Here is a 21,762-nt window from a genome sequence, read left to right as displayed (position 1 = left end):
GAAGGCGGACGCTCAGGATGCGGAACGGGTTCCCGACCTTGGCCGTGGTCCGGCTACCCTGACCGCGTGCCTCCCGTACACGGACGGGTCGCATAGCCGACAGCCGTCGCACCCAGGGAGTAGCCCCATGGCCACCGCCGTCCCCTTTTCCGCCCCGCAGGACCGCGCGAAGGAGCAGGACCGCGCGAACGAACTGCGCGAAGCCCTCGCCACCCGCGTGGTGGTGGCCGACGGTGCGATGGGCACCATGCTCCAGGCCCAGGAGCCGAGCCTCGAGGACTTCCAGCAGCTCGAGGGCTGCAACGAGATCCTCAACGTGACCCGCCCCGACATCGTGCGCTCGGTCCACGACGCCTACTTCGAGGTCGGTGTCGACTGCGTCGAGACCAACACCTTCGGCACCAACTACTCGGCGCTGGGCGAGTACGAGATCTCCGACCGGATCTTCGAGCTCTCCGAGGCCGGTGCCCGGATCGCCCGCGAGGCGGCGGACGACTTCACCGCCCGGGACGGCCGCACCCGTTGGGTGCTCGGTTCGATCGGCCCCGGCACCAAGCTGCCGACCCTGGGCCACGCCCCGTACGAGACGCTCCGGGACGGCTTCCAGCAGAACGCGGCGGGCCTGATCGCCGGCGGCGCCGACGCGCTGCTGGTGGAGACCAGCCAGGACCTGCTGCAGACCAAGGCGGCCATCCTCGGCTGCAAGGCCGCGCTGGCCGAGGCCGGCCTCGACCTGCCGATCCTGGCCCAGGTCACCGTCGAGACCACCGGCACCATGCTGCTGGGCTCCGAGATCGGCGCCGCGCTCACCGCGCTGGAGCCGCTCGGCATCGACTACATCGGGATGAACTGCGCCACCGGCCCGGCCGAGATGAGCGAGCACCTGCGCTACCTGGCGAAGAACGCCAGGGTCGGCCTCTCCTGCATGCCGAACGCGGGGCTCCCGGTGCTCGGCAAGGACGGCGCCCACTACCCGCTGAGCCCGGTCGAGCTGGCCGACGCGCACGACACCTTCACCACCGAGTACGGCCTCTCGCTGGTCGGCGGCTGCTGCGGCACCACCCCCGAGCACCTGCGCGCCGTGGTGGAGCGGGTCCAGGGCCGCCCGGTGGTGGCCCGCGACCCGCAGCCCGAGCCCTCCGCCTCCTCGCTCTACCAGCCGGTGCCGTTCCGTCAGGACATCTCCTACCTGGCGATCGGCGAGCGCACCAACGCCAACGGGTCCAAGAAGTTCCGCGACGCGATGCTCGCCCAGGACTGGCAGGCCTGCGTCGAGATCGCCCGCGAGCAGATCCGGGACGGCTCGCACATGCTCGACCTCTGCGTCGACTACGTCGGCCGGGACGGCGTGGCCGACATGAAGGAGATCGCCGGCCGCCTGGCCACCGCCTCCACCCTGCCGATCGTCCTGGACTCCACCGAGCCGCAGGTGCTGCGGGCCGGCCTGGAGGCGCTCGGCGGCCGCGCGGTGCTCAACTCGGTGAACTACGAGGACGGCGACGGCCCGGAGACCCGGTTCGGCCGGATCGCCTCGCTGGCCCGGGAGCACGGGGCCGGCCTGATCGCGCTGACCATCGACGAGGAGGGCCAGGCCCGCACCGCCGAGACCAAGGTGGCCATCGCCGAGCGCCTGATCACCCAGCTCACCACCGAGTACGGCATCGACGAGGGCTCGATCCTGGTCGACTGCCTGGCCTTCACCCTGGGCACCGGCCAGGAGGAGTCCCGCCGCGACGGCATCGAGACCATCGAGGCGATCCGCGAGCTGAAGCGCCGTCACCCGGCTGTCCAGACCACCCTCGGCCTCTCCAACATCTCCTTCGGCCTCAGCCCGGCCGCCCGCCAGGTGGTCAACTCGGTCTTCCTCAACGAGTGCGTCGAGGCGGGCCTCGACTCGGCGATCGTGCATGCCTCCAAGATCCTGCCGATGGCCCGGATCCCCGAGGACCGGCGCGAGGTCGCGCTCGACCTGGTCTACGACCGCCGGGCCGAGGGCTACGACCCGCTGCAGAAGCTGCTGGAGCTCTTCGAGGGCGTCAGCGCCGCCTCCAACGCGGCCTCCAAGGCCGAGGAGCTGGCCGCCCTCCCGCTGGACGAGCGCCTCCAGCGCCGGATCATCGACGGTGAGCGCAAGGGCCTGGAGGCCGACCTGGACGAGGCCCTGACGGAGCGTCCGGCCCTCGACATCGTCAACACCACCCTGCTCGCGGGCATGAAGGTGGTCGGCGAGCTGTTCGGCTCCGGCCAGATGCAGCTGCCCTTCGTGCTCCAGTCCGCCGAGGTGATGAAGACCGCGGTGGCCTACCTGGAGCCGCACATGGAGAAGTCCGACGACGAGGGCAAGGGCACCATCGTGCTCGCCACCGTCAAGGGCGACGTCCACGACATCGGCAAGAACCTGGTCGACATCATCCTGTCCAACAACGGCTACACCGTGGTCAACCTGGGCATCAAGCAGCCCGTCTCGGCGATCCTGGACGCCGCCCAGGAGCACCGCGCCGACGTGATCGGGATGTCCGGCCTGCTGGTGAAGTCCACCGTCATCATGAAGGAGAACCTGGAGGAGCTGAACCAGCGTCAGCTGGCCGCCCAGTTCCCGGTGATCCTCGGCGGTGCCGCGCTCACCCGCGCCTACGTCGAGCAGGACCTGCACGAGATCTACGAGGGCGAGGTCCGCTACGCCCGGGACGCCTTCGAGGGCCTGCGCCTGATGGACGCGCTGATCGCGGTCAAGCGCGGCGTCCCCGGTGCCGCGCTGCCGGAGCTGCGCCAGCGCCGGCACGCCCGGGTCGAGGTCCAGGAGCCGGAGGAGGTGAACCTCGGTCAGATCCGCTCGGACGTGGCGGTGGACAACCGCATCCCCGCCCCGCCGTTCTGGGGCGACCGGATCGTCAAGGGCGTCCCGTTCGCGGACTACTCCTCCTGGCTGGACGAGGACGCGCTCTTCAAGGGTCAGTGGGGCCTCAAGGCCGCCCGGGCCGGCGAGGGCCCGTCCTACGAGGAGCTGGTGGAGACCGAGGGCCGCCCCCGCCTGCGGATGTGGCTGGACCGGCTGCAGACCGAGGGCTGGCTGGAGGCCGCCGTGGTCTACGGCTACTTCCCGGCCGCCTCCAAGGGCGACGACCTGCTGGTCTACAACGCGGACGGCACCGAGCGCACCCGCTTCACCTTCCCGCGTCAGCGCCGCGGTCGCCGCCTCTGCCTGGCCGACTTCTTCCGCCCGGAGGAGAGCGGCGAGAAGGACGTGCTCGGCCTCCAGGTGGTCACCATGGGGAACCGGATCTCCGAGGCGGCCAACGAGCTCTTCGCCGCCAACGCCTACCGGGACTACCTGGAGCTGCACGGCCTCTCGGTCCAACTGGCCGAGGCCCTGGCCGAGTTCTGGCACGCTCGGGTCCGCTTCGAGCTGGGCTTCGGCGACGAGGACCCGCAGGACGTCAAGGACATGTTCCAGCTCAAGTACCGCGGCGCGCGGTTCTCGCTCGGCTACGGGGCCTGCCCCGAGCTGGAGGACCGGGCCAAGATCGCCGACCTGCTGAAGCCGGAGCGGATCGGGGTCGTGCTCTCCGAGGAGTTCCAGCTCCACCCGGAGCAGTCGACGGACGCGATCGTGATCCACCACCCCGAGGCGAAGTACTTCAACGCGCGCTAGCTGTATTGACCCGCGGGGAACGTCTGGAGGGGCAGCGCGCGCCGGCCGTGTCGACCCGCGGGGAACGGCGAGCGCTTCAACGGGAGGTAACGAGGTAGCCGCGTTCCGTTCGTGTCGTTCCGGCGCACGGGGCGTATCCTGGATCACCCTGAACGGGCCGGTCCGCTCACCGCGGACCGGCCTGCGTCATCTCCGGGGACGCCCGCCGACGGGAAGGACGCCCACCATGACCACGATCTCCACCGCCACCCAGCTGCCGGGCCGGGGCGACGGGCTCGACCCGCAGGCCGTCCTGTTGGACATGGACGGCACCCTGGTCGACACCGAGCACTTCTGGTGGCAGGCGGAGGCCACGCTCTTCGCCGAGCTCGGCCACGAGCTGAACGAGGCGGACCGCGAGCACGTGGTCGGAGGTCCGATGAGCCGCGTCCTCGACTACCTGATCTCGACCACCGGGGTGACGCTGTCCCCGGCCGAGCTCACGGTACTGGTCAACCAGCGCTTCGTGGACCTGCTGGCCGGCGGCGTCCCGCTGATGCCGGGGGCCGAGCGGCTGCTCAACACCCTGGCCGCGCACGGCATCCCGGCCGCCCTGGTCTCCGCCTCGCACCGGCACGTGATCGACATCGTGCTGGAGAGCCTGGGCCGCCACCACTTCGCCTTCACGCTGGCCGGCGACGAGGTGGCCCGCACCAAGCCCCACCCCGACCCGTACCTGGCCGCAGTGGCCCGTCTGGGTGCGGACCCGGCCCGCTGCGTGGTGGTGGAGGACGCCCCGACCGGGGTCCGCTCCGCCGAGGCGGCCGGCTGCCCGGTGATCGCGGTGCCCTCGGTGGCGCCGATCGAGCCGGCCCCGGGCCGGACGGTGATCGGTTCGCTGGAGCAGCTCGACCTCGATCTGCTGCGCTCGGTGGTGGCCGCCCGGGTGTGACCTCGGGCGTGAGCTCGGTGTGGGCCCTGGCATGAGCTGGGCGTAAGGGGCATGGCGACCGATGTGACTTTGCCCACCCTCAGCGATGGCGAGGTCCCGCCAGTGCGGGACGAATCGGGCATTGTCTGACAAGACGTCAAGGTTTCGGCTCGGACGGGCCGTTTAGTGATCACTGCCGGTGATATTCGTACAAGTTCGATGTGGCACGCTTCATCGGGTTCAGTGACCCACGCCCGACCGCCGTGCGCCCTCACCCGGGCGGCGGCATTCGGCAGCCACCGGCTCACCGTCGGTCCGTCCGAGAAGGAACGTTCCCGCATGACTTCTGCCAACCGTCTGGCCGTACTGGCGTGTGCCACCCTGGTCGTCACTTCGGCCGCGGGCTGCGCCTCGGCCAAGAAGGTGGTCTCCGGCGGCGGCGACGACAAGGGCGCCATCACGATGGGGACGACCAACGTCACCAAGGTGCTCGACCCGGCCGGTGCCTACGACAACGGGGCCTGGCTGGTGCTCAACAACACCTTCCAGTCGCTGCTGAAGTTCCCGGCGGGCGCCTCCGTCCCGCAGCCCGACGCGGCGCAGTCCTGCGGCTTCGTCGGCAGCGGTGCCACCACCTACAAGTGCACCCTGCAGAGCGGTCTGAAGTTCTCCAACGGGCACCCGCTGACCGCCCAGGACGTGGTCTTCTCCGTCGAGCGGATGAAGAAGATCGCGGACGAGAACGGCCCGTCCAGCCTGCTCGCCACCGTCGAGAAGGTGACCGCCAAGGGCGACCTCGAGGTGGAGTTCCAGCTGAACACCCCGGACGCGGTGCTCCCGGCCAAGCTGGCCACGGCGGCCGGTTCGATCGTCGACCACCAGGTCTTCCCGGCCGACAAGCTGCTCCCCAACGACAAGCTGGTCGGTTCCGGTCCCTACAAGATCGACTCGATCGAGACCGGTGAGGGCGGCGGCCCGGCGAAGGTCACGCTGACCGCCAACGGCGACTACCGGGGCGAGGCCAAGCTCCAGAACAACAAGTTCGTCGTCCGCTACGTCGCCGAGGCCGAGCAGCTGAAGAGCGCCCTGGACTCCGGCGAGATCGACCTGGCCGACAACAGCCTCGACCCGGCCACCTCCGCCAAGCTGAAGGACGAGCAGCTGACCGGCGCGGGCAAGCTCAAGGTGGCCGAGGGCGACAGCGGCGAGACCCGCTTCATGGCCTTCAACACCAAGGACGCCGTCACCGGCAACGTGGCCGTCCGCCAGGCCGTCGCCCAGCTGCTGGACCGCAAGGTGCTGGCCCGCGACGTGTACGCGCGCACCGTTCAGCCGCTCTACTCGGTGGTCCCGGCCGGCATCACCGGCCACAACACCGCCTTCTTCGAGCGCTACGGCGAGCCGGACGTGAACAAGGCCAAGAAGCTGCTCGCCAACGCCAAGGTGCAGACCCCGGTGAAGTTCACCCTCACCTGGTCCCGCTCCCGCGCGGGCGACGCCGAGGCCAAGGAGATCAAGAAGCAGCTGGACGCCAGTGGCCTGTTCCAGGTGAACGTCCAGCAGGAGGCGGACTGGACGGCCTTCCAGAAGGGCTGGACGGACGGCACCTACCAGGCCTACACCGTCGGCTGGACCCCGGACTACGCGGACGCCGACAACTTCGTCGGCCCGCTGCTGGTCGACGGCGGCTCCTTCCACACCGGGTGGGACGACCCGAAGATCAGCCAGAAGCTGCTGCCGGAGAGCATCAAGCAGACCGACCGCAGCGCCGGCGGCGCCTACGGCCAGGTCCAGAACCTGGTGGCCGAGTCCGTCCCGATGCTCCCGATCTTCCAGAACAAGGCCTTCTACGCCTCGCGGACCGACATCACCGGGGTGGACAGCACGGTGGACACCACCGGCGTGTTCCGCTTCTGGGAGATCGGCCGCACCAAGAAGTGACGCCGCGGAGGTGACGGTCCGTCACCCCTGACACGACGAAGCCCGCCCGCTCCCGACGAGGAGCGGGCGGGCTTCGCCGTGTCGCGAGAGGCCGCTACTTCGAGAGGCCTCTGCTTCGAGAGGCCGCTACTGGGCGCCAGGCCGGACCAGGCCGCTCTCGTAGGCGTAGACCGCGGCCTGCACCCGGTCCCGGAGTTGGAGCTTGGTCAGCACGTGGCCGACGTGGGTCTTCACGGTGGTCTCGCTGACGTACAGCTCGCCGGCGATCTCCGCGTTGGAGAGGCCGCGGGCGACGAGCTTGAGCACCTCCAGCTCACGCTCCGTCAGGGCGGTGAGCGCCTGCGGCGGGGCCTCGTCGCCGGACGGCAGCCGGGTGGCGTACATGTCCAGCAGCCGCCGGGTGATCGAGGGCGCCAGCATGGCCGCGCCGTCGGCCACCACCCGGATCGCCTGCACCAGTTCCTCGGCCGGCACGTCCTTGAGCAGGAAGCCGCTGGCCCCCGCCCGGAGCGCCTCGACCACGTACTCGTCCAGGTCGAAGGTGGTCAGCACCAGCACCTTGGCCGGACCGTCCCGGCCGGGGCCGGCGATCCGGCGGGTGGCCTCGACCCCGTCCATCCGGGGCATCCGGATGTCCATCAGCACCACGTCCGGCTGGAGCGCGCGCACCTGGTCGAGCGCCTGCTGCCCGTCCCCGGCCTCGCCCACCACCACCAGGTCGGACTCGGCCTCCAGGATCATCCGGAAACCGGTTCGCAGCAGCGGCTGGTCGTCGACCAGCAGCACTCGGATCGTCACTCGGACTCCTTGCTCGTCTCTTCGCTCGTCCGCCCCGCGGTCGGAGGCAGCTCCGGCCCGGGGCCCTCGTCGGTCCGCCCCGCGGTCGGAAGCACGTCCGCCGCGGGGGTCTCGTCCTCGTTCGGCCGCCGCTGGAGCGGCAGCGGGTAGGGCGGGGGAGTGCCGCCGAACTCCGGGCAGCTGGCCTTGTGGTCGCACCAGTCGCAGAGCCGGTTCCGGGTGGCCGGGAAGTCCCCCGTGGCCACCGCCCGGTTGATGGTCTCCCAGAGCGCGGTGAGCTTGCGCTCCACCGCCAGCAGGTCGCCCTCGTCGGGGTCGTAGGTGACCACGTCGCCCCCGCCGCCCAGGTAGACCAGCTGGAGGCGCTTGGGCAGGACGCCCTTCCACCGCCAGACCACCAGGGCGTAGAACTTCATCTGGAACATCGCCTTGCCCTCGAAGTCCCGCGAGGGTGCGCGGCCGGTCTTGTAGTCCACCAGCCGGACCTCGCCGGTCGGGGCCACGTCCACCCGGTCGATGTAGCCGCGCAGCAGCAGGCCGGAGCCCAGCACCGTCTCCACGTAGAGCTCGCGCTCCACCGGGTGCAGCCGGGTCGGGTCCTCCAGCCGGAACCAACGGTCGATCAGCTTCTCGGCGTCGCCCAGCCAGCGGGTCAGCGCCGCGCCGTCCGGGTCGTCCGGGAACAGCCCGGCCAGCTCCGGCCGCTCGCCGAGCAGCCGCTCCCACTGCGGCCGGAGCAGACCGAGGGCCCGCTCCGGGGTCCGGTCGGCCGCCGGGCTGTCGAACAGCCGCTCCAGCACCGCGTGCACCACCGTGCCCCGGGTGGCCGCCGAGCTGGGCGGTTCCGGGAGCTTGTCGATCACCCGCAGCCGGTAGAGCAGCGGGCAGGTCATGAAGTCCCCGGCCCGGGAGGGCGAGAGCCCGGTCGGCGCCAGGGCCGGCCGGGGTACGGCGGTCGCTGCGGGCGCCTCGGCGGGGCGGTCGGTCTCGTGCTGCATACCCATGACCCTATTGCCCCCGGCTGCCATCCCGCCGTCACCCCACTGTCACGGCCGCTCCCGGACGTCCCGACCCGCCGGGGCCCGTCCACCGGGCGACGGTACGGACACGGGTCGGCAACGACGGGGGCACTCCGTGCGTTGACCGGGTACAGGACCGGCACGGCGCGCCACGGCGCAGCGCAACACAGCACGGCACCGCACAGCACGGCACGGCGCCGCACGGGCCGGACGGCCGGAACCGGCCGGAGATCACGTAGCGTGGCGCGATGGGGCCCGGACGGCGGGCACCGCAGGACGACGAGGACGAAGGGACCGCGGTGAGCGAGAGCAGGGGTCAGCAGGAGCGGCCGAGCGGCATCCTGATGGGCCGTCCGTTCGGCGTGCCGGTCTACGTCACCCCCTCCTGGTTCGTGATCGCCGGACTGATCACCTGGATCTTCGGCGGCCAGCTGACCGAGGTGCTCCCGGAGCTGGGCGGTACCCGCTACCTGGTCTCCTTCTCCTTCGCGGTGGCCTTCTACGCCTCCGTCCTGGTGCACGAGCTGGCGCACACCGTGGTCGCGCTGCGGCAGAAGCTCAACCCGCGCCGGATCCAGCTCCAGTTCTTCGGCGGGGTCTCGGAGATCGAGAAGGAGGCCCCCACCCCGGCCCGGGAGTTCTGGCTGGCCTTCGTCGGCCCGCTGCTCTCGCTGGTCCTCGGCGGCCTGTTCTACCTGGCCTTCCTGGCGGTGCGCCCGGCCAGCGTGCCCGGCGTGCTGCTGGCCGGACTGTTCGTCAGCAACCTGGTGGTGGCAGCCTTCAACCTGCTGCCCGGCCTGCCGCTGGACGGCGGCCGCATCCTGCGGGCGCTGGTCTGGGGCCTGACGGGCCGTCCGATGACCGGCACGGTGGCCGCCGTGTGGGCCGGCCGGGTGCTGGCCCTGGTGGTGCTGATCGGGCTGCCGGTGCTGGCCGGGGCCCGCGGCGGCGTCGAGCGTTCGACCGCCGACAGCCTGATCGACAGCGTGCTGGCCGCGATCCTCGCGGTGATCATCTGGAACGGCGCCGGCGGCGCCCTGCGCAACGCCCGCCTCAAGCAGGCCCTGCCCGGCCTGCGGCCCGTCGGGCTGGCCCGCCGGGCGGTGCAGGTCACCGCCGACACCCCGCTCGGCGAGGCCATCCGGCGGGCCCGGGAGGCCGAGGCCGGGGCGATGGTGGTGGTGGACGGCCGGGGCGAGCCGACCGGCCTGGTCAAGGAGGCGGCGGTGAACGCCGTCCCGGAGCACCGCCGCCCGTGGGTCCAGGTCGGCGCGCTGGCCCGCGACCTCGAACCGGGCCTGCGGCTGGGCACCGACCTGTCGGGGGAGGAGCTGCTGGCCGCGCTGCGGAGCACCCCCGCCACCGAGTACCTGGTGGTCCGCCCGGACGGCGCCGTCTACGGGGTGCTCACCCTGACCGACCTGGAGCGCTACCTCAGCACCGCGATGAACCGTCGCTGAGCCGTCGCCGATCCACTGCCGAGCCGTCGCTGAACCGCCGCTGATCCACTGCCGAGCCGCTGCCGAGCCGCCCCCGCAGGCCCGCTGGTCGGAGGCGCTCCCCGGGTCCCTTAGGATTGCCGTCATGTCCGAACCGACCGGTGCCACCCGCCGACGCGGGCCCTTCCAGGTCGGGGACCAGGTCCAGCTGACCGACCCCAAGGGCCGCCACTACACGTTCACGCTCCAGGCCGGGAACCAGTTCCACACCCACAAGGGTGCGTTCCCCCACGACGAGCTGATCGGCGCCCCCGAGGGCACTGTCGTGCGCACCACGGGGAACGTCCCGTACCTCGCGCTGCGCCCCCTGCTCCCCGACTACGTCCTCTCCATGCCCCGCGGCGCCGCCGTGATCTACCCCAAGGACGCGGGGCAGATCCTGGCCATGGCCGACATCTTCGCGGGCGCCCGCGTGGTCGAGGCGGGCGTCGGCTCCGGCGCGCTCTCCACGTACCTGCTGCGCGCCGTCGGCGACACCGGCATGCTCGCCTCGTACGAGCGCCGCCAGGACTTCGCCGACATCGCGCAGAGCAACGTCGAGCGCTACTTCGGCGGATCGCACCCGGCCTGGAAGCTGACGGTGGGTGACCTCCAGGACAACCTGGTGGAGACCGACGTCGACCGCGTCATCCTCGACATGCTCGCCCCGTGGGAGTGCCTGGACGTCGCGTCCAAGGCGCTCGTCCCCGGCGGCCTGATCTGCTGCTACGTGGCCACCACCACGCAGATGTCGAAGACCGTCGAGGCGCTCCGGGAGCACGGCACCTTCACCGAGCCGCAGGCCTGGGAGACCATGGTCCGCACCTGGCACCTGGAGGGCCTCGCGGTCCGCCCGGACCACCGGATGATCGGCCACACCGGCTTCCTGCTCACCGCCCGCCGCCTGGCCGACGGGGTCGAGCCGCCGCTGCGCCGCCGCCGCCCCGCCAAGGGCGCGTACGGCGAGGACTACGACAACGGCACTCCGGAGCCGAGCCTCGCCGAGCGCGCGGCCGCCCGTGCCGCCGCGAAGGCCGAGACCGAGTAACCGCCGACCGAACGACCGGAGGGCGTACCCCGCACGCGGGGTACGCCCTCCGTCGGTTCCGGGACGGGGAGTGCCGGGTCCTGACACCCGCCCGGGCGTGGGATGATGCTGCCTCACATGCCACCCCGCCCTGGAGGGGACTGCCTGGTGGAACGCGCGGCCGAGACGGTGCAGATGACGACGGTTCAGACGGATCCGAGCGGGACGGAATCCGAACGGAAGTCCGGCCGGAGCCGGATACGCCACTGGGTGCTGGTCGCGGCGGCCACCGCCGCCCTGGTCGCCGCAGGCCTGGCCGCGGCCCCGGCCGGCGGCGTGGTGCGGCCCGCCGCACGCCCCGGCGCGGCACCGACCGCCGCCAAGGCCCCGGCCGCGCTGCCGAAGGAGGCCGCGCCGGACCCGGCCAAAGCGGTCCTGCCGCTCGACTGCGGCCCGTTCCCGGTGAAGGTCTCGCTCAGCTTCGCGGCCCTGCTGGACGGCCGCCCCAGCACCGTCCTGGCCGCCCACTGCGACGCCGGCAACGGCACCCCGCCGGACGGGGTCTACCTGCTGACCAACGGTCAGGACGGCCGCCCGCAGGTCGCCGCGACCCTCCTGGAGGAATCGGCGGGCCGCACCGTCACCGAGCTCAAGCTGCGCAGCGACGGCACCCTGACCGCCCGCGCCAAGGGCTACTCCAGCGACGAGGTGCCGCGCTACGCGCCGGACCTGCTGGTCTCGCTCTCCTGGCGGCAGAAGGCCGGCGGCGGCTGGCTCCGCACCGAGAACTCGGAACCCGCCGCCACCGCCTGAGCCGACGTCAGGCCACTGCCTGAGCCGACCTCAGGCCACTGCCCGGGCCGGCGTCTCCGACGTCAGTCCGCGTCCGGCCCGTACACCTCGACCCGGTCGCTCACCCGGCGCACGTGGATGCAGTCGCCGGGGCACTCCTTGGCCGAGTCCACGACGTCCTGAAGCAGCGTCAGCGGCACGGGCGCGGTCTCGCCCGGCTGCTGGCGCAGCTCGTCGTCGTAGCCCTTCACGTAGGCCAGGCCGTCGATGTCCAACTCGAAGACCTCCGGGGCGTACTGGACGCAGATGCCGTCCCCGGTGCAGAGATCCTGATCGATCCAGACTTCCAGTGCTTCCTGGGTCTCCGACATGTCCCCTACCGCTCCTTCTGGCGAACTCCACGTACCGCGCCGGACACCGCCCGGTCACGATCGGACACCGAGCCTACCCGTCGGCCGCATTAGCGGGCCGACGGTGGGTATCCACTCAGCACGGGGGGCAGCATCCGAGCGCGAAGATCGGACACGCCCGGCCTTCTTTCTGATCTACGGGTTTACCCGGCAGGAATGAAGGTAGGTTTGGGTCGTCCAGCTCCCCCAGGAGGAGGTGAGGACCGTGGCATCCCACGATGACGACTACAACCGCAGCGCCGGCCGGCCCGCACGGGGTTCCGACGACCCGGCGGCTCAGGTCTCGTACCTCGAGCAGGAGATCGCCGTCCTGCGCCGCAAGCTCGCCGACTCACCGCGCAATTCGAGGATCCTCGAAGACCGCATCGTCGAGCTCCAGAGCAACCTGGCCGGTGTGACCGCCCAGAACGAACGGCTCGTCTCCACGCTCCGGGAGGCCCGCGACCAGATCGTGGCCCTCAAGGAGGAGGTCGACCGGCTGGCCCAGCCGCCCGCCGGGTTCGGCACCTTCCTCAGCCGGAACGAGGACGGCACGGCCGACATCTTCACCGGCGGCCGCAAGCTGCGGGTGAACGTCAGCCCCAGCGTCGACCTCGACGAGCTCCGCCGCGGCCAGGAGGTGATGCTCAACGAGGCGCTGAACGTCGTGGACGCGCTCGCCTTCGAGAGCATCGGCGACATCGTCACCCTCAAGGAGGTGCTGGAGGACGGCGAGCGAGCGCTGGTCACCGGGCACACCGACGAGGAGCGGGTGGTCCGGCTCGCCGAGCCGCTGCGCGAGCTGACGCTGCGTCCGGGCGACGCGCTCCTGCTGGAGCCGCGTTCCGGCTACGTGTACGAGGTGGTCCCGAAGGCCGAGGTCGAGGAGCTGGTCCTCGAGGAGGTCCCGGACATCGACTACCGCCAGATCGGCGGTCTGGGCAACCAGATCGAGCAGATCCGGGACGCGGTCGAGCTGCCGTACCTGCACGCGGACCTGTTCAAGGAGTACGAGCTCCGGCCGCCGAAGGGCGTCCTGCTCTACGGCCCGCCCGGCTGCGGCAAGACGCTGATCGCCAAGGCGGTGGCCAACTCGCTGGCCAAGAAGGTCGCCGAGGTGACCGGCCGGCCGCAGGGCAAGAGCTACTTCCTGAACATCAAGGGCCCCGAGCTGCTCAACAAGTACGTCGGCGAGACCGAGCGGCAGATCCGCCTGGTCTTCCAGCGGGCCCGGGAGAAGGCCAGCGAGGGCACGCCCGTCATCGTCTTCTTCGACGAGATGGAGTCCCTCTTCCGCACCCGTGGATCGGGCGTCAGCTCGGACGTGGAGAACACCATCGTCCCGCAGCTGCTCGCCGAGATCGACGGCGTGGAGGGCCTGGAGAACGTCATCGTGATCGGCGCCTCGAACCGCGAGGACATGATCGACCCGGCGATCCTGCGGCCCGGCCGCCTGGACGTCAAGATCAAGATCGAGCGCCCGGACGCCGAGGCCGCGAAGGACATCTTCTCCAAGTACCTCAAGGACTCGCTGCCGTTCCACCCGGACGACCTCAAGGAGCACGAGGGCTCCGTCGAGGCGACCGTCGGCGGCATGATCCAGGCCGTGGTCGAGCGGATGTACACCGAGACCGAGGAGAACCGCTTCCTGGAGGTCACCTACGCCAACGGTGACAAGGAGGTCCTGTACTTCAAGGACTTCAACTCCGGCGCGATGATCCAGAACATCGTCGACCGGGCGAAGAAGATGGCCATCAAGGCCTTCCTCGACACCGGCCAGCACGGCCTGCGGGTGGCGCACCTGCTCGCCGCCTGCGTGGACGAGTTCAAGGAGAACGAGGACCTGCCCAACACCACCAACCCGGACGACTGGGCCCGGATCTCCGGCAAGAAGGGCGAGCGCATCGTCTTCATCCGGACCCTGGTCACCGGCAAGCAGGGTGCCGAGTCCGGCCGCTCCATCGACACCGTGGCCAACACGGGTCAGTACCTGTAAGACGCCCGTCCCACCGTCCGGCTGCGGGCCCCTCACCCGGGGTCCGCAGCCGGACGGCGCGTCTTGGGACACCACCGGAACCCGGGCAAGGAGGGCCGCATGACCGTACGGCGCGTGATGGGGATCGAGACCGAGTACGGCATCTCGGTGCCGGGCCACCCGAACGCCAACGCGATGCTCACCTCGTCCCAGATCGTCAACGCCTACGCGGCCGCGATGCACCGGGCGCGACGGGCCCGCTGGGACTTCGAGGAGGAGAACCCGCTGCGCGACGCGCGCGGCTTCGACCTCGCGCGTGACGTGGCGGACGCCAGCCAGCTGACCGACGAGGACATCGGCCTGGCCAACGTCATCCTCACCAACGGCGCCCGGTTCTACGTGGACCACGCGCACCCCGAGTACAGCTCCCCGGAGATCACCAACCCGCGCGACGCGGTGCTCTGGGACAAGGCCGGCGAGCGGATCATGGCCGAGGCCGCGGCCCGCGCCCTGGAGCTGCCGAACGGCCAGCGGATCAACCTCTACAAGAACAACACGGACAACAAGGGCGCCTCCTACGGCACCCACGAGAACTACCTGATGCAGCGGTCGACGCCGTTCGCCGACATCGTCCGCCACCTCACCCCCTTCTTCGTCTCCCGGCAGGTGGTCACCGGCGCCGGCCGGGTGGGCCTGGGCCAGGAGGGCGGCGCGGACGGCTTCCAGATCAGCCAGCGGGCGGACTACTTCGAGGTCGAGGTCGGCCTGGAGACCACCCTCAAGCGCCCGATCATCAACACCCGGGACGAGCCGCACGCGGACGCCGAGAAGTACCGCCGGCTGCACGTGATCATCGGTGACGCCAACCTCTCGGAGATCTCCACCTACCTCAAGCTGGGCACCACCGCGCTGGTCCTGACGATGATCGAGGACGGCTTCATCACCGCCGACCTGGCCGTCGACCAGCCGGTCCGGACCCTGCACCGGGTCTCCCACGACCCGACCCTGCAGTACCTCGTCCAGCTGCGCAGCGGACGGAAGCTCACGGCCGTCCAGCTCCAGATGGAGTACTTCGAGCTGGCCCGCAAGTACGTCGAGGACCGCTACGGCCAGGACGCCGACGAGCAGACCGTGGACGTGCTGCTGCGCTGGGAGGACGTGCTCAACCGGCTGGAGAACGACCCCATGAGCCTGTCCAAGCAGCTGGACTGGGTCGCCAAGAAGGAGATCCTGGAGGGCTACCGCCAGCGCGACGGCCTGGACTGGGACAACCCCCGGCTGCACCTGGTCGACCTCCAGTACAGCGACGTGCGGCCCGACAAGGGCCTCTACAACCGCCTGGTGGCCCGCGGCCGGTTCGACCGGCTGCTGACCGAGGAGCAGGTCACCCGGGCGGTCTCCAAGCCCCCGGAGGACACCCGGGCGTACTTCCGCGGCCGCTGTCTGGAGCAGTACGCCGACCACGTGGCGGCCGCCTCCTGGGACTCCGTCATCTTCGACCTGCCGGGGCGGGACTCGCTCCAGCGGGTGCCGACCCTGGAGCCGCTGCGCGGCACCCGCAGCCACGTGAAGGACCTGCTGGACCGCTGCCGGACGGCGGAGGACCTGCTCCGGGTGCTGTCCGGCGGGTAACGTCTCGATCACCAGGGGTGAAATTTCCCCGAAAAGGGAATCATCCTGACGAGGCACGGACGTTGTACGGAAACCGGAAGCGGATGTCGTGGCCGGTGGATAGTGTCTGACCAACCGAGCGAGCGGGGTGAGGGAAATGGCCAGCAAGGACACCGACGGCGGTCAGCAGCGGGCGAGCCGTTCCTCCGAGGAGGTCGAGGAGCAGGCGGTCGACGCGCAGGCGTCCGACGACCTCAAGGAGCGCCAGGAGAAGCTCAGCGACGACGTCGACGCGGTGCTCGACGAAATCGACGACGTCCTCGAGTCGAACGCGGAGGACTTCGTCCGTCAGTTCGTGCAGAAGGGCGGCCAGTAGCCGTCCTCCGTCAACTCAGCCGCGCGCGGCAATCCCGTGGGAATTCCCCCGGGGTTGCCGCGCGCGGACTATCGGACGGCCGTTTCGACGCCCAGGGAGAACCGGCCGCCGCCGAGGTGGTTGAGGGGCGAAGAAGAACGGGTAGTGTCCGGTTCACACAGCGCCAGTTGATCTACCTGGAAGGAATCGAGTGGAAGCCAACACTGGTGGCACCGGGCGTCTACCGGCTGCCTTCCTGACCCCGGGTTCGTCGTCGTTCATCGACTTCCTCGGCCAGCACTCGCCGGAGCTGCTGCCCGGCCGCCGCACCCTGCCGGAGGGCCTCACCATCGAGGCGCCGCACGGCACCACCATCGTCTCGGCGGTCTTCGACGGCGGCGTGGTGCTCGCCGGCGACCGCCGCGCCACCATGGGGAACGTGATCGCCCAGCGGGACATCGAGAAGGTGTTCCCGGCCGACGAGTACAGCGCGGTGGGCATCGCGGGCACCGCCGGCCTGGCGGTCGAGATGGTCCGGCTGTTCCAGCTGGAGCTGGAGCACTACGAGAAGATCGAGGGCACCGTGCTCTCCCTGGAGGGCAAGGCCAACCGGCTCACCACGATGATCCGGGGCAACCTCGGGATGGCCATGCAGGGCCTGGCCGTGGTCCCGATGTTCGCCGGCTACGACCTCAACCTCGGCCGCGGCCGGATCTTCACCTACGACGTCACCGGCGGCCGCTCCGAGGAGCGGGGCTTCGCCGCCACCGGCTCCGGCTCGGTCTTCGCCCGGGGCTCGATGAAGAAGCTCTACCGCGAGGACCTGACCGCCGAGCAGGCCTCCACCCTGGTGGTCCAGGCGCTCTACGACGCGGCCGACGACGACTCCGCCACCGGCGGTCCGGACCTGGCCCGCAAGATCTTCCCGATCGTCTCGCTGATCACCGAGGACGGCTTCCGCCGCCTCTCCGAGGCCGAGGTCTCCGGGATCGCGCACTCCATCACCGACCAGCGCCTCGAGCACCCCAACGGCCCGCAGGCCCCGCTCCTCTAAGTCCGCCACGAACCTCCCAGGAAGGGGACGGCCAAGGTGTCCACACCGTTCTACGTCTCGCCCCAGCAGGCCATGGCGGACCGCGCCGAGTACGCCCGCAAGGGCATCGCCCGCGGCCGCAGCGTGGTCGTGCTGACCTACGCCGAGGGCATCGTCTTCGTCGCGGAGAACACCTCGCGGGCGCTGCACAAGGTCTCCGAGATCTACGACCAGATCGCCTTCGCCGCGGTCGGCCGCTACAACGAGTTCGAGAACCTGCGGATCGGCGGCGTGCGCTACGCCGACCTGCGCGGCTACTCCTACGACCGGGCCGACGTGACCGCCCGCGGGCTGGCCAACGTCTACGCCCAGACCCTGGGCACCATCTTCTCCTCGGTCGGCGAGAAGCCGTACGAGGTGGAGCTGATCGTGGCCGAGGTCGGCCGCACCCCCGAGGACGACCAGATCTACCGGCTCACCCCCGACGGCTCGGTGGTGGACGAGAAGAACGCCGTGGTGGTCGGCGGGAACGCGGACTCGATCGGCAACTACCTCGGCCAGAAGCACCAGCCCGGGCTCAGCCTGGCCGGTGCGCTCAAGCTGGCCGTCGACGGCCTGGCCCGGGACCCGAACGGCGGCACGCCGCGGGCCCTGACGCCGGATCAGCTGGAGGTCGCGGTCCTGGACCGCACCCGCTTCCAGAAGCGGAAGTTCAAGCGGGTGCTGGGCGGGCAGCTGAGCCGCCTGCTGGCGGGCGACGAGTCGGCCGCCGCCGAGGAGAGCACCGAGGAGTAGGGAGCGGCGGGAGCCCCCGGCGGGGGCTCCCGCTCCACCGAGGCGATTTGACGGACCGTCGGCCGCCCCGGGGTTTCGGAAGGCCCTCGAACAGAGAAGAGATGCCTCATGGACCGTCGAATCTTCGGGATCGAGAACGAGTACGGCGTCACCTGCACCTTCCGGGGGCAGCGCCGCCTGTCGCCGGACGAGGTGGCCCGGTACCTCTTCCGCCGCGTTGTCTCCTGGGGCCGCAGCAGCAACGTCTTCCTGCGCAACGGCGCCCGCCTCTACCTGGACGTGGGCTCCCACCCCGAGTACGCCACCCCCGAGTGCGACGACGTCACCGAGCTGGTGACGCACGACAAGGCCGGCGAGCGGATCCTCGAGGGCCTGCTGGTGGACGCCGAGCGGCGCCTGCACGAGGAGGGCATCGCCGGGGACGTCTACCTCTTCAAGAACAACACCGACTCGGCCGGGAACTCCTACGGCTGCCACGAGAACTACCTGGTGGCCCGGCACGGCGAGTTCTCCCGGCTGGCCGACGTGTTGATCCCCTTCCTGGTCACCCGGCAGCTGATCTGCGGCGCGGGCAAGGTGCTGCAGACCCCGCGCGGCGCGGTCTACTGCGTCAGCCAGCGGGCCGAGCACATCTGGGAGGGCGTCAGCTCCGCCACCACCCGCTCGCGCCCGATCATCAACACCCGGGACGAGCCGCACGCGGACGCCGAGCGGTACCGCCGGCTGCACGTGATCGTCGGCGACTCCAACATGTCCGAGACCACCACCCTGCTCAAGGTGGGCTCCACCGACCTGGTGCTGCGCCTGATCGAGGCCGGTGTGGTGATGCGCGACCTGACGCTGGAGAACCCGATCCGGGCCATCCGCGAGGTCAGCCACGACCTCACCGGGACCCACCAGGTCCGGCTCGCCAACGGCCGGGAGGCCAGCGCGCTGGACATCCAGGAGGAGTACTACACCAAGGCGCTGGAGTTCGCCGACCGCAAGGGCATCAACACCGGCACCATCGCCAAGGTGCTGGAGCTCTGGGGCCGCACCCTGGAGGCCGTCCGCAGCGGGAACTTCGACAGCGTCTCCACCGAGATCGACTGGATCATGAAGCACCAGCTGATCGAGCGGTACCGGGCCAAGCACAACATGGGGATGTCCAACCCCCGGGTGGCCCAGATCGACCTGGCGTACCACGACATCCACCGCCGCCGCGGCCTGTTCTACCTGCTCCAGAACAAGGGCCAGGCCGAGCGGATCACCACCGACCTGAAGACCTTCGAGGCCAAGTCGGTGCCCCCGCAGACCACCCGGGCCCGGCTGCGCGGCGACTTCATCCGCAAGGCGCAGGAGCAGCGCCGCGACTTCACCGTCGACTGGGTGCACCTGAAGCTGAACGACCAGGCGCAGCGCACCGTGCTCTGCAAGGACCCGTTCCGCTCGGTGGACGAGCGGGTGGAGAAGCTGATCGCGGGGATGTAGGCGGGTGCCGAGCGGGGTGCCTGCGGAGCGGCGGGCGGATCGGGCAATACGCTGCGGGCAGGCACCGCTCCGTACTTGACCGACAGTTAGGAACACCGTGCGCCGCACCGCCGGTCCGCTCGCCGTCCTGCCGCTCCTCCTGATCGCCGCCTGCGGCAGTGACGGCACGCCGTCCCAGGGGGCCACCGGCACCGCCTCGGCCTCCGCCACGGCGGTGCCGAGCCCGGTGGCCTCGGCCTCCCCGATGCCCACGGTCTCCGGGAGCTTCGGCAGCAAGGCGACCGTCACGCTGCCCGCCGGCCAGCCCAGCGGCCAGTTCGTGGTGAACACGGTGATCGAGGGGGAGGGCGCCACGGTCGCCAAGAACGACTGGGTGACCGTCAACTACACGGCCAAGGACTGGACCACCGGCAAGGACCTGACCAGCTCCTACGACTCCGGTCAGAAGCCGCAGCTCTACCAGGCGGGCAGCGGGCAGCTGGTGCCCGCCTTCGACCAGACCGTGCTGGGCAAGAAGGTCGGCACCCGGCTGCTGGTGGTGGCCCCGCCGACGGCCGGCTTCGGCTCCACCGGCAGCGCCAACCTGGGCATCGGCGGCGGCGATACGGTGGTCTTCGTCCTGGACGTGGTGGAGGACCTGCCGCAGGACTCGACCATCGGCGGCACCATGACCCAGCCGCCCGCCGACCTGCCGCAGGTGAAGGACAACGGCAAGGCCGCCCCGACCATCACCATCCCGCCGGGGCCGCCGGCCCCGCCGACCGAGCTGAAGACCTCGGTGCTGGTGAAGGGCGACGGCAAGCCGGTGCAGTCCGGCCAGACCCTGGTGGTGCAGTACACCGGGGTGCTCTGGGCCAACGGCCAGCAGTTCGACTCCTCCTGGAGCCACGGCGGGGCGCAGGCGCTCCAGGTCGGCACCGGCAGCCTGATCAAGGGCTGGGACCAGGGCCTGGTCGGCCAGACGGTGGGCAGCCGGGTCGAGCTGGTGGTGCCGCCCGCGCTCGGCTACGGGGACAAGGCGCAGTCCTCGGTCCCGGCGAACTCCACCCTGGTCTTCGTGATCGACATCCTCGAAGCGGTCTGAAACCCCTGACACCGAATCGAAGCTCGCGGCTCTTACCGCGCCCTCATGTCCACCTGACATACTGTCGCGCACTGTGGCAGGTGTCCGTCAGGACCCGGTGAGGGCGCGGCCCGCGAGATGGATGGGGAGTCATGACTGAGAAGAGCGTCGGGGACCCGACGGCTGCACGGCCCGGCGGGCCGCTGCCGGGTGACGGCGAGTCGATCGTCGTCCCCCCGGCCATCCTGAAGCAGCAGGCCGGCTGGGGCGGCGACGAGGCCCGCCCGGCCGCCGGGGAGAAGAGGGACGAGGAGCCCCAGGTCTTCGCCTCCACGGTGCGCCGCAAGGACATGGACGAGTCGGGCTACGACGAGAACCCCGGCTCGGCCGGCAAGCTCGGCGTCATCCTGGGCACCGTGCTCGCGGTGCTGCTGGTCGGCAGCGGGATCACCCTCTACATGGTGAACAAGCCGGACTCGGGCAAGAAGGCCGCCGCCGACTCGGCGCCGTCCGCCCCGGCCCAGCCGACCCCGACCCAGGCCCCGGTGCCGCCGATCAAGAACGACGCCAAGGTGCTGCCGGTCGTCACCGGCGACTTCGGCACCAAGGCCGCCATCGAGCTCCCCAAGGACGCTCCCGACGGCAGCTTCGTGGTCAAGACGCTGACCGAGGGCACCGGCCCCGAGGTCAAGAAGAGCGACTGGGTGACGGTCGACTTCACCAGCAAGGACTGGGCCACCGGCAAGGACCTGGCCAACTCCTTCGACAACAAGAAGCCGCAGCTCTTCCAGGCCGGCGCGGGCAAGCTGATCCCCGCCCTGGACGACGCGGTGACCGGCCACAAGGCCGGCAGCCGCCTGCTGGTGGTGGCCCCGCCGGCCGCCGCCTTCGGCGACCAGGGCAACACCCAGATGGGCGTCGGCCCGAAGGACAACCTGGTCTTCGTGATCGACATCAAGCAGGGCACCTCGCCGGACGCGGTGCTCAGCGGCGAGATGGCCGCCCCGGCCGAGGGCATGCCCAAGGTCAAGGACAACGGCAAGAAGCCGGCCACCATCACCCCCGTCCCGGGCGTGGCCGCGCCGACCGAACTGAAGACCTCGGTGCTGATCGAGGGCAAGGGCCGCAAGATCGAGTCGGGCGAGAAGGTCGTCGTCCAGTACACCGGCGTGACCTACGCCGACGGCAAGCAGTTCGACTCCTCGCTCGACCGCGGCCAGGCCTTCGGCTTCGTCACCGGTGGCGGCGGCGTCATCGAGGGCTGGGACAAGGCCGTCACCGGCCAGACCATCGGCAGCCGGATCGAGGTCGTGATCCCGCCGGCCATGGGCTACGGCGACAAGGCCTCGGAGAAGATCCCGGCCAACTCCACGCTGGTGTTCGTGATCGACATCCTGGACGCGGGTGTCGGCGGCGCCGACTAGTCGTCGCGTAACGTATCCCTGTTACATCAC

The 21,762-nt window shown here is 70.7% G+C and carries 17 protein-coding genes; 14 read left to right on the top strand and 3 right to left on the bottom strand.

The genetic code is table 11. The features are described from left to right. Positions 1–127: 127 nt before the first annotated feature. The 3 genes from metH (at position 128) to ABD946_RS35345 (ending at position 6,503) form a co-directional block, all read left to right on the top strand. On the top strand, positions 128–3,652 hold the full coding sequence (metH, locus tag ABD946_RS35355) for a methionine synthase (protein WP_345289794.1): 3,525 nt from the start codon (positions 128–130) through the stop codon (positions 3,650–3,652). Positions 3,653–3,878: 226 nt separating this feature from the next. Then, on the top strand, positions 3,879–4,583 hold the full coding sequence (locus ABD946_RS35350) for an HAD family hydrolase (RefSeq protein ID WP_345289793.1): 705 nt from the start codon (positions 3,879–3,881) through the stop codon (positions 4,581–4,583). Positions 4,584–4,901: 318 nt separating this feature from the next. Next, positions 4,902–6,503, top strand: coding sequence for an ABC transporter substrate-binding protein (locus ABD946_RS35345; protein WP_345289792.1), 1,602 nt, complete (start codon positions 4,902–4,904; stop codon positions 6,501–6,503). A gap of 126 nt (positions 6,504–6,629) precedes the next feature. On the opposite strand, the gene ABD946_RS35340 is transcribed toward ABD946_RS35345, so the two are convergent. Both ABD946_RS35340 and ABD946_RS35335 read right to left on the bottom strand, forming a co-directional pair. Next, positions 6,630–7,301, bottom strand: a complete 672-nt coding sequence (locus tag ABD946_RS35340; protein WP_345289791.1) for a response regulator — start codon at positions 7,299–7,301, stop codon at positions 6,630–6,632. Beyond that, on the bottom strand, positions 7,298–8,299 hold the full coding sequence (locus tag ABD946_RS35335; RefSeq protein WP_345289790.1) for a RecB family exonuclease: 1,002 nt from the start codon (positions 8,297–8,299) through the stop codon (positions 7,298–7,300). Before ABD946_RS35335 ends, ABD946_RS35340 begins: the two co-directional genes overlap by 4 nt. Positions 8,300–8,619: 320 nt before the next feature. Here ABD946_RS35335 and ABD946_RS35330 point away from each other — a divergent pair, with 320 nt between their 5' ends. The 3 genes from ABD946_RS35330 to ABD946_RS35320 all read left to right on the top strand — a co-directional run bounded on the left by ABD946_RS35330 (position 8,620) and on the right by ABD946_RS35320 (position 11,638). Then, positions 8,620–9,780 carry a site-2 protease family protein gene (locus ABD946_RS35330; protein ID WP_345289789.1) on the top strand — a complete coding sequence of 387 codons (1,161 nt, stop codon included), beginning with the start codon at positions 8,620–8,622 and terminating at the stop codon, positions 9,778–9,780. 124 nt (positions 9,781–9,904) lie between these two features. Then, the gene (locus ABD946_RS35325) at positions 9,905–10,846 is read left to right on the top strand and encodes a tRNA (adenine-N1)-methyltransferase (RefSeq protein WP_345289788.1); all 942 of its coding nucleotides are present in this window, start codon (positions 9,905–9,907) and stop codon (positions 10,844–10,846) included. A 174-nt stretch (positions 10,847–11,020) separates the two neighbouring features. Then, positions 11,021–11,638, top strand: a complete 618-nt coding sequence (locus ABD946_RS35320; RefSeq protein ID WP_345289787.1) for a hypothetical protein — start codon at positions 11,021–11,023, stop codon at positions 11,636–11,638. Positions 11,639–11,700: 62 nt separating this feature from the next. On the opposite strand, the gene ABD946_RS35315 is transcribed toward ABD946_RS35320, so the two are convergent. Then, positions 11,701–11,988 carry a ferredoxin gene (locus ABD946_RS35315; protein WP_345289786.1) on the bottom strand — a complete coding sequence of 96 codons (288 nt, stop codon included), beginning with the start codon at positions 11,986–11,988 and terminating at the stop codon, positions 11,701–11,703. 244 nt (positions 11,989–12,232) lie between these two features. On the opposite strand from ABD946_RS35315, the gene arc reads away from it, so the two are divergent. The 8 genes from arc to ABD946_RS35275 all read left to right on the top strand — a co-directional run bounded on the left by arc (position 12,233) and on the right by ABD946_RS35275 (position 21,732). Further along, on the top strand, positions 12,233–14,002 hold the full coding sequence (arc, locus tag ABD946_RS35310; RefSeq protein WP_345289784.1) for a proteasome ATPase: 1,770 nt from the start codon (positions 12,233–12,235) through the stop codon (positions 14,000–14,002). Positions 14,003–14,101: 99 nt separating this feature from the next. Then, positions 14,102–15,613: a depupylase/deamidase Dop gene (gene dop, locus ABD946_RS35305; RefSeq protein WP_345289783.1), complete on the top strand. Its 1,512-nt coding sequence runs from the start codon at positions 14,102–14,104 to the stop codon at positions 15,611–15,613. Between the two features lie 136 nt (positions 15,614–15,749). Next, positions 15,750–15,968 carry a ubiquitin-like protein Pup gene (locus ABD946_RS35300; protein ID WP_345289782.1) on the top strand — a complete coding sequence of 73 codons (219 nt, stop codon included), beginning with the start codon at positions 15,750–15,752 and terminating at the stop codon, positions 15,966–15,968. 190 nt (positions 15,969–16,158) lie between these two features. Next, entirely contained in the window at positions 16,159–17,001 is an 843-nt protein-coding gene (prcB, locus tag ABD946_RS35295) for a proteasome subunit beta (RefSeq protein WP_345289780.1), read from the top strand. Between the two features lie 36 nt (positions 17,002–17,037). Further along, on the top strand, positions 17,038–17,775 hold the full coding sequence (prcA, locus tag ABD946_RS35290; RefSeq protein ID WP_345289779.1) for a proteasome subunit alpha: 738 nt from the start codon (positions 17,038–17,040) through the stop codon (positions 17,773–17,775). 108 nt (positions 17,776–17,883) lie between these two features. After that, the gene (pafA, locus tag ABD946_RS35285; RefSeq protein ID WP_345289778.1) at positions 17,884–19,245 is read left to right on the top strand and encodes a Pup--protein ligase; all 1,362 of its coding nucleotides are present in this window, start codon (positions 17,884–17,886) and stop codon (positions 19,243–19,245) included. Between the two features lie 97 nt (positions 19,246–19,342). Next, positions 19,343–20,329, top strand: a complete 987-nt coding sequence (locus ABD946_RS35280) for an FKBP-type peptidyl-prolyl cis-trans isomerase (protein ID WP_345289776.1) — start codon at positions 19,343–19,345, stop codon at positions 20,327–20,329. Positions 20,330–20,460: 131 nt separating this feature from the next. Then, a complete protein-coding gene (locus tag ABD946_RS35275; protein ID WP_345289775.1) occupies positions 20,461–21,732 on the top strand; it encodes an FKBP-type peptidyl-prolyl cis-trans isomerase in 1,272 nt (423 codons plus the stop codon). The last annotated feature ends 30 nt before the right edge of the window (positions 21,733–21,762 follow it).

The organism is Kitasatospora albolonga (assembly GCF_039535905.1).
In the GTDB taxonomy this organism is placed as follows: Bacteria; Actinomycetota; Actinomycetes; order Streptomycetales; family Streptomycetaceae; genus Kitasatospora; species Kitasatospora albolonga.
The sequence above is the reverse complement of the archived record's forward strand: the minus strand, read 5'-3'. Positions and strand labels throughout refer to the sequence as shown.